Below are 15,503 nucleotides of genomic sequence, written 5' to 3' on the forward strand. Positions count from 1 at the left end.
ACGGGAAAAATTCAGAGATAGAGAACACATAATGCAGATTTTTGGCAAAATACTTGGCGCCTTTTTTGGTTTTTTATTTGGTGGTGTTTTTGGCGCTCTGTTTGGCCTGTTTCTCGGCCATCAGTTTGATAAGGCGCGTCGCTTAAACCAAGCGGGATTTAAAACCTCCGGCTTTGGACAAGGCCCGAGTCAGACCGAAAGACAGGAAGAATTTTTTAAAGCGGCCTTTGCGGTGATGGGACACGTGGCGAAAGCCAAAGGGCAGGTGACGCGTGAAGAGATTCAACTGGCGACGGCGATGATGGTTCGTATGAGCCTGCACGGCGAACAGCGTAAGGCAGCGCAAGAAGCCTTTCGTGAAGGTAAAGAGCGTGATTTCCCCTTAGAGCAAGTGCTAGAGCGAGTTCGCATCGCCACTGGCGGGCGTTTTGATTTGCTGCAATTCTTTTTGGAACTGCAGATTTCCGCCGCGTTTGCCGATGGGGATGTCCATCCGAGCGAGCGAAACGTCCTGCATAAAATAGCGCGCGGCTTGGGCTTTTCCTCTGAGCAGCTTGAGCGCCGTTTACATATGCAAGAAGCGGCGTTTCGCTTTCAGCGTCAGGGCGGTTTTGGTCAGCAACAAGGGGGCTCGCAGCGCTCTTCGTCCAACGGTGGTTGGCAGCAAGCCTCACAAACTGATCAATTGGCTGACGCGTATAAAATTTTGGGTGTGGATGCCTCGGCCGATGGTAAAGAGGTGAAACGAGCGTATCGTAAACTGATGAATGAACACCACCCAGATAAGCTGATGGCCAAAGGTCTTCCACCCGAAATGATGAATATGGCCAAAGAAAAGTCGCAAGAGATTCAAAGCGCCTACGATTTGATCAAAAGAGAAAAAGGTTTTAAGTAGACACTGATTTTAAGTAGCTATCGTCATTTTAAGTAACCACCGTCGTTTTAAGTAACTACCGTTGTTTCAGTAACAAACATAAGGGCCGAATGCGGCCCTTTTGTTGACCATGCAAAATGGTTATCTTCAGTCTGCCTGATTCAAGTTCCAGTCATACTGGTATTCAACCTTGGCCGAAAAACCGCGATATTGAGGTGCGTAAGTGCCAATGTGTTCAAACACTTTTTCTTTGCCGCCAAAATCTTCCACAAACCAGTCATAAATCGAAGAGAGCCGTGCCTGATTGCCCTGTATGTCAACGCCTTTCGAGCTATTGATAAATTCTCTTGCCGCCTGTTCAAGTAAGGCGTCACGGTTGCTTGCGGTGAAGGCGTAAGGTTGTAAATTGGGGCAGCCTAAGCTGGCGCAGTTCACCGCATAATGGGTGCGAGGATCGTTCCAGATCGGACGCAAGATTCGATGCTCAATGTCGTTGAGCGTCAGCGCTTTGCCGTTAATGGTGCTTACTTTGTCATTCCACGGGCCAAAACTGAACAGCCCGCCCAGTTTGGTAATCGATTTGACGGGGTAGTGTTGCAAGATAAGGTCGACGGTGATGGCATTGTAAAGGTTCACCCAATAGGCGTACTGTTCGGCGCGTTTCAAGCGCAGTGGATCTTGGGTCGCCAAGTCAGCTAAATATTGCTTGAGGGCTTTTTTATCCGCATCAGAAACGGCAGCATAGCGAAACAGGGTATTTTCCCCTTGGCGCACCAGATAGCGATCGAGTAAGTTCTGCCAAGTTTGGTGGGATACTTCCAGAGTGCTCTGTTCATCGGATGTCTGCCAATAGGGCCAAAGTTCGGATTTAGGCGCCGCGTAGCTGGCAAAAGAAAAGAACAAAAGCAGTAGGATAAGTGGTCGCATAGTCAGGCTCTTCGCTAGGTTATTTATCTAGGTCATTTATCGAGATAACGAATAAGACCGCAGTGCGCGTCCATCCCTTTCATCGGCTCGAAAACAAAATGGGAATAGCGCGCTATTCCCATTGATTTGAACCAAGACATTTTCACGCTTAGCGTAAAAATGCCGGGATATTGGCTTCATAAGCCGCGATCTTCTGTTCATGTTGCAGAGTTAGGCCGATGTTGTCTAAACCGTTTAACAAGCAATGGCGACGAAAATCATCGATTTCAAAGGCGTACTCTTTGCCGTTGGCTCGCACTTTGAGTGCCTCAAGGTCCACTTCGATTTGTGCACCTTCATTGGCCTCGACAAACTGGAACAGCTCTTCGACTTCTTGTTCCGTCAGACGCACGGGCACCATCTGGTTATTGATCGAGTTGCCATAGAAAATATCCGCAAAGCTCGGCGCTATCATGGCTCGAATGCCGTAGTCCGCCAGTGCCCATGGCGCGTGTTCGCGTGATGAGCCACAGCCAAAGTTTTCGCGAGCAAGTAGAATGGATGACCCTTGGTAGCGCGGCGCATTCATCACAAAGTCAGGGTTGGGCTTCTCGCCCGCGTCATCCAGAAAACGCCAATCGTGGAACAGGTGTTTGCCAAAGCCTAAACGAGAGACTTTCTGCAGAAACTGTTTTGGAATAATGGCATCGGTATCGACGTTGGCCGCATCCAGAGGAACCACCAAACCGGTATGTTGTTTAAAACCTTGCATGTTTGCTTCCTCTTATTTCCAATCTCGAATATCAACAAAATGGCCGGCAATCGCTGCTGCTGCTGCCATGGCTGGGCTCACCAAGTGGGTACGACCATCACGTCCTTGTCGCCCTTCAAAGTTGCGGTTGGACGTGGACGCGCAGCGCTCTTGCGGTCCTAGACGATCGTTGTTCATCGCCAGACACATTGAGCACCCTGGCAACCGCCATTCAAAGCCTGCTTGTTTAAAAATAACATCCAAGCCTTCAGCTTCCGCTTGCGCTTTCACCTGTTCAGAGCCCGGAACGATCAGCGCTTGCACATGTGACGCCACTTTGCGCCCTTTGGCGACACTGGCGGCAGCGCGCATATCTTCAATTCGCGAGTTGGTGCACGAGCCGACAAACACTTTGTCGACTTTATAGTCAGAAAGCGATTTGCCCGCTTCAAGGCCCATATAAGCCAGCGCTTTTTCTGCCGAGGCTTTCTCGACCGGGTCGCTGAAGCTTTCAGGTGCAGGAATCGGCTCGTCTACTGCGATCACTTGGCCCGGGTTGGTGCCCCAAGTCACTTGTGGTTTGATTTCTGCTGCGTCGAGTGTGACCACGGCGTCAAAGGCGGCATCTTCATCGGTTTTGAGTGTTTTCCAATACTCCACTGCCGCTTCAAAATCAGCACCTTGTGGTGAGAATTTACGACCTTTAATGTACTCGAAAGTGGTCTCATCTGGCGCAATTAAACCGGCTTTTGCGCCAAGTTCAATCGCCATGTTGCACACGGTCATGCGGCCTTCCATCGACAGGTCAGTAATCGCTTCACCACAGAATTCGACCACATAACCCGTACCGCCAGCGGCGGTGGTTTTGCCGATGATGGCTAACACGATGTCTTTGGCGGTGATGCCTTCGGTCACTTTGCCTTTGACTTCGATTTTCATGGTTTTGGCGCGCGCCTGCTTGAGCGTTTGTGTGGCGAGCACGTGCTCCACTTCTGACGTGCCGATACCAAAGGCGAGCGAGCCAAACGCGCCATGAGTCGCGGTGTGTGAGTCCCCACACACAATCGTCATACCTGGTAACGTGATGCCCAACTCTGGCCCCATGACGTGTACAATGCCTTGATATTTATGGTTTAAGTCATACAGAGTGACACCAAAGTCCAGACAGTTTTTGATCAGCGTTTCCATCTGAATGCGTGCCATCTCGCCGGACGCATTGATGTCTTTGGTGGTGGTAGAGACATTGTGATCCATAGTGGCGAAGGTTTTGCTCACCTGACGTACTTGACGTCCTTTTTCACGCAAACCATCAAAGGCTTGTGGGGAGGTCACTTCGTGAACCAAGTGGCGGTCAATGTACAGGATCGGGGTTTCCCCTGGCGCTGCAACGGCGACATGCGCATCGTAAACTTTTTCGTAGAGTGTTTTGCCCATTGCTCGAACTTCCGTGTTTTTATGAATTTAGAATGTATTGTGCGATCTTATCGCCCATCTCAGAGGTCGTCAGGGCGGGTTTGTTGCCCGCCAGATCCGCTGTCAGCTCGCCCGCAGCCAGTGCTTGAGAGACCGCGTTTTCGATCTCTTGCGCTGCGGTTTCTTCGCCAAGGCTGTATCGTAGCATTAGCGCTGCCGAGAGGATTTGCGCCACTGGGTTAGCGATGTTTTTACCGGCGATATCGGGCGCACTGCCGCCAGCTGGCTCGTACAAACCAAACTGACTTTCATTAAGGCTGGCAGAAGGCAGCATGCCCATTGAACCGGTGATCATCGCACACTCATCGGAAATGATGTCGCCGAAAATGTTGGAACAGAGCATCACGTCAAACTGCGCTGGATCTTTGATGAGCTGCATGGTCGCGTTGTCGATGTACATATGTGAAAGTTGCACATCTGGGTACTCTTTGGCGATCTCTTCCACCACTTCACGCCACAAAATCGAGCTTTGTAGCACGTTGGCTTTGTCAATCGAGCACACTTTTTTGCGGCGCAGGCGCGCTGATTCAAACGCAATTTTTGCGATGCGCTCTATTTCAAAACGGTGATAAACCTCGGTATCAAACGCTTTCTCGTTAGCGCCTTCTCCTTCACGGCCTTTGGGTTGACCAAAGTAGATACCGCCAGTGAGCTCGCGCACCACCACAATGTCAAAGCCGCGCGCAGAAATATCGGCGCGCAGTGGTGAGAAGTTCTCTAAACCGCTGTGAATTTGCGCGGGACGAAGGTTACAAAACAGTTGGAAGTGTTTACGCAGTGGCAGCAGAGCGCCGCGCTCAGGTTGATCGTTGGGCGGCAGGTGTTCCCATTTCGGACCACCGACTGAACCGAACAGAACCGCATCGCTCTGTTCACAAGCTCTGACAGTGCTTTCTGGCAGCGGGCAACCATGATTATCGATCGCAATCCCGCCGACATCGTGCTCTTCTCGCTCAAAAGTGATGGCATGTTTTTTCTCGATGGCGTCCAGCACTTTATGCGCTTGTGCCATCACTTCTGGGCCGATGCCATCGCCAGGTAAGACGGCGATTTTGTAAGTTTTGTCTGTCATGTTAATCCTTTCATTTTATTTAATCTTTTTTGAGTTGTGTTTGTCTCAATTCTTTATCTGTGCGCCTGATTGGGCGCAAAGGGCATCAGACGGTGGCAATCTTTTTCTGCTTCAGCTCGGCGATGGTGTCGGCGCGATGAATGCTGTTGATCACGTGCAGCAGAGCTTGTCCAGACGCTTCGACAATATCCGTGGAAACGCCGGTGCCGTGGTATTTTCTGCCTTTGTAGTTGGCGATAATATCCGCTTGGCCTAAACCATCTTCCCCTTCGCCTTTGGCGGTCAGATCAAACTTGTCCAGTACGATATCGTAGCCCGTCAAACGGTAGATACACTGGTATAACGCATCAACCGGGCCGTTGCCAACGGCGGCTTCGCATTTTTCTTCTTCGCCGCATTGCAATTTAATGCTGGTGGTCGCCATCACGCTGCCTGATTGAACGCTTAGATAACTCAATTTATAGAAATCGTCTTCTTCACGCAGGTTGGAAAAATGCATCAACGCTTCTAAATCGTAATCAAATACTTGACCTTTGCGATCGGCCAGTTTTAAGAAATCTTCGTACAAGGCATCCAAATTGTACTCTTCGGCTTTGTAGCCCATTGAATCCATATGGCTTTTCACTGCGGCGCGGCCGCTGCGACTGGTTAGGTTCAGCGCTTGGTTTTTCAGGCCGATCGACTCGGGTGTCATGATTTCGTAGGTGTTTTTGTTCTTTAGCATGCCATCTTGGTGAATGCCGGATGAGTGGCTAAAGGCATTGGCGCCGACAATCGCTTTGTTGGCTTGGATCGGCATGTTGCAAAGCTGGCTGACCAATTTACTGGTGCGATGGATCTCTTCGTGTTTAATGCCAGTGCGCACGCCCAATAGCTCTTGACGTGTTTTGATGATCATGGCGACTTCTTCCAGCGAACAGTTACCTGCGCGCTCGCCGATGCCATTGATGGTGCCTTCCACTTGACGTGCGCCCGCTTGCACCGCGGCAATCGAGTTGGCGACCGACATGCCCAAGTCATCATGACAGTGGATTGAAATGATCGCTTTATCGATGTTCGGCACGCGATTGAACAGCGTTTGAATGATGCCGCCAAACTCGCTTGGCACGGTGTAGCCAACGGTATCGGGAATGTTGATGGTGCGTGCGCCAGCGTTAATCGCCGCCTCGACCATACGGCAAAGGTTGTCAATTGGCGTGCGGCCCGCGTCTTCACAAGAAAACTCGACATCATCAGTGTAGTTGCGCGCATGTTTGACGGCATGCACCGCCATCTCAACCACATCATCATAACTACGGCGCAGCTTGTCTTGAACGTGGATGGTGGATGTGGAAATAAAGGTGTGAATTCGAAACGCCTCAGCGACTTTTAGCGCTTGCGCAGCGGCGTCAATGTCTTTCTCAACGGCACGAGAAAGGGCACAAACCCGGCTGTTTTTAATATGTTTGGCGATGGTTTGCACCGATTCAAAATCACCCGGAGAGGAGACCGGGAAGCCTGCTTCAATCACATCAACGCCCAGCCTTTCCAGCGCGTAGGCAATTTGCAGTTTTTCTTTGACTGTCAAACTCGCTGACAACGCTTGTTCGCCATCACGCAATGTGGTGTCGAAAATTATCACCTGATCGTTCATGTTCGCTTCCTTTTTTCGATAGTTAATCGATTTCTTCCGGTAGATGTTGTGTTTAGATATAAAAAAACCCGCATCTGCGTGCGGGTTTCTTGTCATTCTGTGTGGTTATTTTTCTTCCACAGCCTACCCGCGCGATCTGGTCACGATAAGGAGGAGGTTGAGGAGAGAAAAGTGTGCTGTCATCTTGTTAAGCATTCCACAAAATTAAGTTAACAGATTAGTACCGCACTCGGTGGAGCGCGTCAACCCTAAAGTTGATTTTTTACTCATATCCGATCAGTTCCGCGCGCAAACAGTTTCGCTCGCAAAGAGCGGTGAGGTCTAAAATTCATCGCTGATTAAGCGATGAAGAATAATTGCGATATCACTCTAATCACGACGGGATATAATTCATCGACGATGAATATGGGAGATAAAACGAGATGGCGGAAAAACGCAGAGTAGGGCGACCAAGTAGTAACACCGATGCGCGTAAAAAGTTGATTGACCATGCGCGGGATCTGTTTGTGGTCATGGCGTATGACAAAGTCTCAACGCGGTTGATTGCGCAAAAAGCGGGGGTCAACAGCGCTTTAATTCGCTACTACTTTGGCAGCAAAGAAGGGCTGTTTGAAACCATGTTAAGAGAGACGTTAGCGCCGATGCAGAAGAAAATGCAGCAGTTGGTCATGGAGAGCACTGAGCGCAATCTGCTCGACATTATGAAAACCTACTATCGTGAAATGGTAAAAATGCCGCAATTTCCGCGTTTGATCGTTCAGGTGATGCACATGCCGCCCTCAGACATTCAACGTCGGCTGGTGGAAAAAGTCTTTTTGGATATCACCCAACCGATGCAAGAAATGTTGTTTGGCAAATTGGCCAGCAGTGGCGTGATAAACCCTGAAAGGGATCCGCAGCTCTGTCGTATTTCTTACATCAGCCTAATGGTCTTTCCGTTTATTGCGCCTCCGGCGTTGCTTGCAGTGCATGGCGTTGAAATTAATGAACCGTTTTTGGAGCGTTTGGTGGAACACAATATTCAAGTGATGAAAAGCGGCTTTTTACGGCCTGAACTGGCTACGGTTCTGTAGCCGTCGTAACCTGCTTTCTGCTGCATAGTACGGCAGTGCTCTGTTCACCAAATAGCCAAATTGCCTTCATTGGATTGTCATTAACCTCTTCTAGCTTAACTTTTGTACCCCAAGGTTAATAGGAAGATACTTATGAGGACTCTCGTTTCCCTGAGCCAGCCGATGGAGCGGATCGCGGCGTTGGATTTGGCTTTTTCAAGTCTCTGTCTCAGACACCGCTTTAGCCATCAAGTCGCGACCATCAGTAAAGCGGTGTCGCACAGTGGTGATGGGCACTTGTATCTGGCGCTAGGTTTAGCCGCTTGGTTGATGCAGCCCACTCACGGATGGATGTTCTTGTGCGCAGGATTGTTGGCTTTTGCTATCGAGCTGCCGATCTATTGGTTACTGAAAAATAGCTTTAAACGGCGTAGGCCCGAAGAGTACTGCGCTTATCTCCCCGCTTTTATTACTCCCTCCGACCGCTATAGCTTACCTTCTGGGCACACCGCTGCGGGTTTTGTCATGGCGACGTTAATTGCGCACTTTTATCCTGAGTTGGCTTGGTTTGCTTTCTGCTGGGCAAGTTTAATTGGCTTGGCACGCATCTTACTTGGGGTGCATTTTCTCACCGACGTGTTGATTGGTGCCGTGCTTGGGAGTGCATGCGCATCCTTTGCTTTGTCGCTGCTGTTGGGGTAAAGCATGAAAATATTGTATGGCGTGCAAGGGACGGGCAACGGTCATATTGCCAGAGCGAGGGCAATGGCCAATGCGCTCAAACAACGTGGCGTCGCGGTGGACTTTTTCTTTTCTGGGCGCGAAGCGGAACGCTATTTCTCGATGGAGGCATTTGGCGAGTTTCGAACCTGCCGTGGTCTGACTTTTGCCACGGAGAAAGGTCGAGTGAGCTATGTAAAAACGGCACTGAATAACAACCTGCTACAACTGAAGCGTGAAATCGACAGCCTCGATCTCTCTGCCTACGACTTGGTGATCAATGATTTTGAACCCGTGTCGGCGTGGGCGGCGAAAAAACAGCAGAAAACCTGTATTAGCATCAGCCACCAAAATGCTTTTCGCTATCCGGTTCCACTGAAAGGAGCAAGTTGGTTAGACAAGCAAGTGTTGCAGTACTTTGCCCCTGCGGATATCCACATCGGCTTGCACTGGTATCATTTTGATCAACCGATTCTGCCGCCGATCGTCAATACCGTGCAGCAGAGCTCGGCCCATCGAGATTTCATTTTGGTTTATCTGCCTTTTGAACAGGTAGAGGAGATTTGTGAGTTATTGTGGCGCTTTCAAGGGCAAAAGTTTCTCTGCTACCACCCCGACCTCTTACATACTGAAGTGCTGGAAAATGTCGAGCTTCGTGCCCTCAATCATCAGGCTTTTCAGGCCGATTTACATGCCTGTAGCGGTGTGATTGCCAACGGTGGGTTTGAACTGCCATCCGAGGCCCTCTCCCTAGGAAAAAAATTGTTGGTCAAGCCCCTGCAAGGGCAGTTTGAGCAGCAAAGCAATGTGGCAACACTCGAAACCTTGGGATTGGCGTCGGTGATGGATTCGCTCGATGCACCAGTGGTGCGTGCTTGGTTGGAGGAAGAGCATGCCGAAAGCGTCACTTATCCTGATGTGGCCGCTGCAATCTCAGACTGGCTTTTGCAAGGCGATTGGAGCTCACAGCAAGAGCTCTCCCGACTGCTTTGGGAACGAGTCGATTTCCCCACTTACGTGTCAAATTTATAAATTATTCATTGACGGAATTTCTTGTATCTCATTGTGGTTATATGCCAAATGAATAAGTTCCGTCTTTGTTTTTGTCACGTATACACGAGCTAAATATTACTTATTGAAATGATATTCTTGATTTTTATACTTTTTTATATTTATCTCAACCAATTGAATTTGCTAGTTATTATTTTTTCTTACCTAAAATTTCGTGATTAGTTGTCAATCTGTTTGCCAACCATTAACGGATTCAATGATAGTAGTAGTGCCCTAGCTGACATAGGGGCGATATATATAACAATCCAGGTTATCTATTCCGATTACTACATTCATTTTTGTTGACCGTTAATAATAAGAGGCAAGTCAGATGTTAGATAAAAAAGAAGCGATCAGCGCTATCGCTAGCTATCGGATGGAAAGTACCCTGAGAGGGGTCGATTTGAACCTGTTGACCGTGTTTGATGCCGTGATGCAGGAGCAAAATATTACTCGAGCGGCGCACAATCTAGGGATGTCACAACCTGCGGTGAGTAATGCCGTCGCGCGTTTAAAAGTGATGTTTAATGATGAGCTGTTCATGCGTCAGGGGCGTGGTATTCAGCCAACTCAGCGTGCTCGTCAGTTGTTTGGCCCTATCCGTCAAGCGTTGCAACTGGTGCGCAATGAACTGCCAAGCTCCGTATTCCAGCCAGAATCTTCTACCCGCCTGTTTAAACTGGCGATTTGCAGCCCGTGTGATATGCGTTTCGCACCAAGAATCATGGCCGATATCCACGCCCAAGCACCAAGTGTGCAGTTGCATCTCGATGCGGAATTTGATCGCAAGTTGTCGGAGCGTATGCGTTATCAAGAGATCGACTTTGTGATCGATTACGCGCGTTTTGATGAACAAGGTTTTTCAAGTACCGAGATCTTCAAAGATCAATTGGTGGTAGTGACGTCAAAAGGTCACTCTCGTATCCAAGGCGAGGTGACGGCGGAGCAATTGCTTAGTGAGCGCCACGCCAAGTTATCCAAGACCCATGGGCAGAGAAGTTTTTCTGAACAAGCGTATCGTGAGTTAGAGGTGGAAGCGTATTTTGAAGGCACCAGCTTGAGCAATGTGCTTTACGTGGTCGGTCAGTCCGAATTGGTGACGATTGCGCCGCGCTGGATTGTGGAAAATGCCGCCAATCATGACCAATTGCAGATTTTGGATCTGCCGTTTGAAAATTGCGAGATCAGTGGTTACCTCAGCTGGCATGAATCGAGCGAAAAAGACAAAGGCCATATTTGGCTGCGCGATTTGTTGATGGTGACCTGTGGTGAAGTGGTTGCTGTGCAATAAAAGAGACTTCAGCTTGATGAATTAAGCCCTTGACGCTTTAGGCGACAAGGGCTTTTTTCTTGGTTGTGCTTTTTGACAAACTAAGTGATGACGCTCTCTAAAACAGGATAAGTTTGACCCGCATCAGTTGCGTTTTTCTCTTTCATGGCTACACTGTGCCCGCAAATAGAGCTTACAGGTGTAAGCCAAAGGTAGAAGAGATGGCCAATTTAGATTTTCATATTGTAAAACGAGTTCGAGAGCAGATAGCTCAAAGGGCAGAGACGACCGCTTTGAAGCATAAAGTAGGTGACGCCTGGCAAGAGATCAGCTGGAAGCAGTTTGGCCAACAAGTTGACAATCTTTCCCTAGCTTTGCTAACGCAGGGGCTCAATGTACAAGACAAAATTGGTATTTTCTCCAACAACATGCCGCAGTGGACCATTGCTGATTTTGCTGCGCTGCAAATACGTTGTGTCACGGTGCCTATCTATCCGACTAATACGGCCGCTCAGGCGGGATACATTCTGCAAGACGCCGATGTCAAAGTGCTGTTTGTCGGTGAGCAGGCACAGTTTGATGCAGCAGTGACTCTGTTTGCGCAGTGCCCACAGCTTGAATTGATCGTCGCCATGTCGGATGAGATTGAGCTTGGCGATCACCCTAGAGCCAAACATTGGCAACGTTTTATCGCGCAGGCGAACCCAGAACAGCAAAGCGAACTTTTACTGCGCGTTGAACAGGCCAATTTTGCCGATCTTCTCACCTTAATCTACACCTCCGGAACGACGGGACAGCCAAAAGGGGTGATGCTGGATTACACCAACATCGCCGCGCAGCTCAAAGGGCACGACCAAGTACTGAGCCTGAGTGAGAAAGACGTTTCCCTCTGTTTCCTGCCTCTTTCCCATGTATTTGAGCGAGCTTGGACCTTTTACGTGCTCTACAAAGGGGCGACCAACTGTTATCTGCAAGACACCATGCAAGTGCGTGCCGCGCTCGGTGAAATCCGCCCGACGGTGATGTGCGCCGTGCCCCGTTTTTACGAGAAGATCTTCTCTGCCATTCATGAAAAAGTCGCCAAGGCCCCTTTAGTGAGAAAAGTGCTGTTCACTTGGGCGGTGAATATGGGGGCCAAAATGGCGGCCTGCCATCAGCAAGGACGCAAGCCATCTTTATTATTGAAAAAATCGTATGCTTTAGCCGATAAAATCGTACTGTCTAAGTTGCGTGAGCTGCTCGGTGGACGGATCAACTTTATGCCTTGTGGTGGCGCCAAGCTAGATGAAACCATTGGTCGCTTTTTCCATGCGATAGGCATTAACGTTAAACTGGGCTACGGCATGACGGAAACTACCGCCACGGTTTCCTGTTGGGGGGATAATGGGTTCAATCCCGATTCGATCGGTGTCTCGATGCCGGGCGCGCAAGTGAAAATTGGTGAGAACAACGAAATTCTGGTGCGCGGTCCGATGGTGATGCGTGGCTACTACAAAATGGCGGAAGAGACCGCCAAGAGTTTCGATGAACACGGTTTCTTGAAAACTGGCGATGCTGGGCATATTGATGAACATGGCAACCTGTTTATCACGGATCGCATCAAAGAGCTGATGAAAACTTCGGGCGGTAAATACATCGCGCCGCAGATGATTGAAGGGACGATCGGTAAAGATCATTTTATCGAACAGATCGCGGTAGTTGCCGACACGCGTAAATTTGTTTCCGCTTTGATCGTGCCATGTTTTGACGCGTTGGAAGAGTACGCCAAAGAGTTGAATATCAAGTATCACGATCGCTTAGAGCTGATTAAGCATCACCAAGTGGTGGAGATGTTTGAAAAGCGGGTTAATGAGCTACAAAAAGAGCTGGCCAAATTTGAGCAAGTGAAAGCGTTCAAATTGCTGCCTAAAGCATTCTCAATGGACGATGGTGAGTTGACGCCAACGCAAAAATTGCGTCGTAAAGTGATTAACGATAAATATCAGGATGAGATTGAAGAAATGTATTCGGATAAAGGCAAAAAATAACGCCTTGTTACTCGTTTGATTGTTCAAAGCGCATTGACCGTCTTGTTGGCCTTTCGGCAACCAAGGCGGTTTTTTATCTGAGCATTTTTGCCCATAGTTAACTCGTTATGAGTGCAAGCGTTGGATTATTCATCCTTAATTGCTGGTATCTTGATGTTTTATTCCGCAGAGTGGCGAAGAAGTAACATCAATTTCTTATTAATCTCTAAAATTTAGCATCTTGTTTAAAATTCGATCCAAGTCGCATTAGATCTCCTGATAAGAAAAGGTTACATTTGTTGCGTTACCTTGCTCTTTGTTATGACAAAGGCGGGACATAGCTGAAATTGGAAATATTTCGAATTAGGCTACAAATAAGCCCTAGACTATGTAAAACCAGCACAATTGATTGACCTTATTCGTTGCATGCTGGCAAGGAGAAACGATATGACAGCGATGTTGTCTGGCGCAGAGATGGTGGTGCAATCTCTGATCGAAGAAAAAGTAGAACAGATCTTCGGTTACCCCGGTGGTTCCGTACTGGATATCTACGATGCACTGCATGCCAAAACCGAACAAATTCGTCACGTTTTAGTACGACACGAGCAAGCCGCAACGCATATGGCTGATGGCTATGCCAGAGCCACAGGCAAGCCGGGCGTGGTCTTGGTTTGTTCTGGACCCGGTGCGACTAACACAGTGACAGGAATCGCCACGGCCTACATGGATTCCATTCCGATGATCGTCATTTCCGGCAACGTGCCCAATAGCCTGATTGGTAACGACGCGTTTCAAGAGTGCGACATCGTCGGTGTATCACGCCCTATCGTTAAACACAGTTTTCTCGTCAAGCGTGCGCAAGATATTCCAGAAACGATCAAAAAAGCCTTCTTCATTGCCACCACTGGCCGACCTGGCCCGGTGGTGATCGATCTGCCTAAGGACGTAATGAATCCGCTGGTGAAATTGCCGTACGAATACCCAAAAACCATCAGCATGCGTTCGTATAAGCCAACCACAGAGGGTCACAAAGGGCAGATCAAAAAAGCGCTCAAAGCGTTGCTCGAAGCCAAGAAGCCAGTGTTGTACATCGGTGGCGGCGCCATCATCTCTGGCGCGCACGAGCCAATTCTCAAACTGGCCGAGCATTTAAATCTGCCTGTCGTGAGTACCTTGATGGGGTTGGGGGCTTTTCCTGGGACCCACAAAAACGCTTTGGGCATGCTCGGTATGCATGGCATGTATGAAGCCAATATGGCAATGCATCACGCTGACCTGATCTTCGGGGTCGGGGTTCGTTTTGATGACCGTACTACCAATAATTTGGAAAAATACTGTCCGGACGCCAAGATCATGCATATCGATATCGATCCATCGTCGATTTCGAAAAACGTCAAAGTTGATCTGCCGATCGTCGGCTCTGCTGAGAAAGTGCTCGAAACCATGGTTGGCCTGATGGAAGAGCAGGGAGCGAGCAACGATAGCGCCGCGTTAGACGCTTGGTGGCAAGAGATCCAAGTGTGGCAGGATCGCCAGTGTCTTGCTTATGATACTTCCTCAGAGCGGATCAAACCGCAGCAAGTGATTGAAACCTTGCACAAACTGACCAATGGAGACGCGTACGTCGCATCGGATGTCGGTCAGCATCAAATGTTTGCCGCGCTCTACTATCAATTCAACAAGCCGCGTCGCTGGATCAATTCCGGTGGCCTTGGCACCATGGGTTTTGGTTTGCCGGCGGGTATGGGAGTGAAATTTGCCATGCCAGAAGAAGAAGTGGTGGTGGTGACGGGCGATGGCAGTATTCAGATGAATATTCAAGAGCTTTCCACGGCGATGCAATACGATATTCCAGTTAAAATCATTAACTTGAATAACCGTTTTCTTGGCATGGTTAAGCAGTGGCAAGACATTATCTATCAGGGACGTCACTCGAATTCATACATGAGTTCGGTGCCGAATTTTGTGGCTATCGCTGAAGCGTATGGGCATGTGGGTATCCGCATTGAAACGCCGGACCAACTGGAGTCCGGTCTTCGTAAAGCACTGGAGATGAAAGATCGTTTGGTCTTTGTCGATATCAGTGTGGATGAAACGGAGCACGTATACCCAATGCAGATCAAAGGCGAAGGGATGGACAAAATGTGGCTAAGCAAAACGGAGAGAACCTGATATGAGACACATAATTTCACTGCTATTGGAAAACCAACCGGGTGCTTTGTCTCGTGTGGTTGGCCTGTTTTCTCAGCGTGGCTACAACATCGAATCGTTGACGGTTTCCCCCACCGATGACGAAACCCTATCGCGTCTTAACATCACCACGATGTCGGATGAGATGCAACTGGAGCAAATTCAAAAGCAACTGCACAAGTTAATTGATGTGCTCAAAGTGCAAGAGGTCACCGAGTTTGATCACATCGAGCGTGAGCTGATGATGGTTAAAGTCAAAGCCAGCGGTTTTGCTCGCGCGGAAGTCAAACGCACTGCGGATATTTTCCGTGGGCAGATCGTGGATGTCACCGCTTCGCAATACACCGTACAGTTGGCGGGCAATAGTGAAAAACTCGATGCGTTTATTGATGCGATTTCCGAAGTCACTGAAGTGATTGAAGTCGCCCGAAGCGGCGTCGTGGGCATTGCACGTGGTGAGCGAGCGTTACGCGCTTAACCTGCGTTGATTCTTTTTTCTTTCTGGG

Annotated in this window: 13 protein-coding genes; 8 read left to right on the top strand and 5 right to left on the bottom strand. The window is 49.0% G+C overall.

The annotated features are described in order from the left end of the window. Nucleotides 1-31: 31 nt before the first annotated feature. On the top strand, nucleotides 32-895 hold the full coding sequence (gene djlA, locus I3X05_RS01730; protein ID WP_193158028.1) for a co-chaperone DjlA: 864 nt from the start codon (nucleotides 32-34) through the stop codon (nucleotides 893-895). Between the two features lie 126 nt (nucleotides 896-1,021). Here djlA and I3X05_RS01735 read toward each other — a convergent pair whose 3' ends face one another. From I3X05_RS01735 to leuA, 5 genes are all read right to left on the bottom strand, one after another. Next, nucleotides 1,022-1,801 carry a DUF547 domain-containing protein gene (locus I3X05_RS01735; protein WP_045569825.1) on the bottom strand — a complete coding sequence of 260 codons (780 nt, stop codon included), beginning with the start codon at nucleotides 1,799-1,801 and terminating at the stop codon, nucleotides 1,022-1,024. A 148-nt stretch (nucleotides 1,802-1,949) separates the two neighbouring features. Next, on the bottom strand, nucleotides 1,950-2,552 hold the full coding sequence (leuD, locus tag I3X05_RS01740; RefSeq protein ID WP_045569826.1) for a 3-isopropylmalate dehydratase small subunit: 603 nt from the start codon (nucleotides 2,550-2,552) through the stop codon (nucleotides 1,950-1,952). A 12-nt stretch (nucleotides 2,553-2,564) separates the two neighbouring features. Continuing rightward, nucleotides 2,565-3,965, bottom strand: coding sequence for a 3-isopropylmalate dehydratase large subunit (gene leuC / locus I3X05_RS01745; RefSeq protein WP_337970921.1), 1,401 nt, complete (start codon nucleotides 3,963-3,965; stop codon nucleotides 2,565-2,567). A 19-nt stretch (nucleotides 3,966-3,984) separates the two neighbouring features. Beyond that, nucleotides 3,985-5,076 carry a 3-isopropylmalate dehydrogenase gene (leuB, locus tag I3X05_RS01750; protein ID WP_202934575.1) on the bottom strand — a complete coding sequence of 364 codons (1,092 nt, stop codon included), beginning with the start codon at nucleotides 5,074-5,076 and terminating at the stop codon, nucleotides 3,985-3,987. 85 nt (nucleotides 5,077-5,161) lie between these two features. Then, complete coding sequence (gene leuA, locus I3X05_RS01755) at nucleotides 5,162-6,709, bottom strand: 2-isopropylmalate synthase (RefSeq protein ID WP_337970922.1); 1,548 nt, start codon at nucleotides 6,707-6,709, stop codon at nucleotides 5,162-5,164. A 422-nt stretch (nucleotides 6,710-7,131) separates the two neighbouring features. Here leuA and I3X05_RS01760 point away from each other — a divergent pair, with 422 nt between their 5' ends. The 7 genes from I3X05_RS01760 to ilvN all read left to right on the top strand — a co-directional run bounded on the left by I3X05_RS01760 (nucleotide 7,132) and on the right by ilvN (nucleotide 15,475). Continuing rightward, nucleotides 7,132-7,782 (top strand): TetR/AcrR family transcriptional regulator, encoded by a 651-nt coding sequence (locus I3X05_RS01760; RefSeq protein WP_045569830.1) that lies wholly within the window; start codon nucleotides 7,132-7,134, stop codon nucleotides 7,780-7,782. A 132-nt stretch (nucleotides 7,783-7,914) separates the two neighbouring features. After that, a complete protein-coding gene (locus I3X05_RS01765) occupies nucleotides 7,915-8,463 on the top strand; it encodes a phosphatase PAP2 family protein (protein ID WP_045569831.1) in 549 nt (182 codons plus the stop codon). 3 nt (nucleotides 8,464-8,466) lie between these two features. Next, nucleotides 8,467-9,513 (top strand): MJ1255/VC2487 family glycosyltransferase, encoded by a 1,047-nt coding sequence (locus I3X05_RS01770; protein ID WP_045569832.1) that lies wholly within the window; start codon nucleotides 8,467-8,469, stop codon nucleotides 9,511-9,513. A gap of 349 nt (nucleotides 9,514-9,862) precedes the next feature. Then, nucleotides 9,863-10,822, top strand: a complete 960-nt coding sequence (gene leuO, locus I3X05_RS01775) for a transcriptional regulator LeuO (RefSeq protein ID WP_045569833.1) — start codon at nucleotides 9,863-9,865, stop codon at nucleotides 10,820-10,822. A gap of 200 nt (nucleotides 10,823-11,022) precedes the next feature. Beyond that, nucleotides 11,023-12,828 (top strand): AMP-dependent synthetase/ligase, encoded by a 1,806-nt coding sequence (locus tag I3X05_RS01780; protein ID WP_337970923.1) that lies wholly within the window; start codon nucleotides 11,023-11,025, stop codon nucleotides 12,826-12,828. Nucleotides 12,829-13,254: 426 nt separating this feature from the next. After that, nucleotides 13,255-14,979, top strand: a complete 1,725-nt coding sequence (locus tag I3X05_RS01785; protein ID WP_045569835.1) for an acetolactate synthase 3 large subunit — start codon at nucleotides 13,255-13,257, stop codon at nucleotides 14,977-14,979. Nucleotide 14,980: 1 nt separating this feature from the next. Next, entirely contained in the window at nucleotides 14,981-15,475 is a 495-nt protein-coding gene (gene ilvN / locus I3X05_RS01790) for an acetolactate synthase small subunit (RefSeq protein WP_039423616.1), read from the top strand. Nucleotides 15,476-15,503: the final 28 nt, after the last annotated feature.

The organism is Vibrio navarrensis (assembly GCF_015767675.1).
In the GTDB taxonomy this organism is placed as follows: Bacteria; Pseudomonadota; Gammaproteobacteria; order Enterobacterales; family Vibrionaceae; genus Vibrio.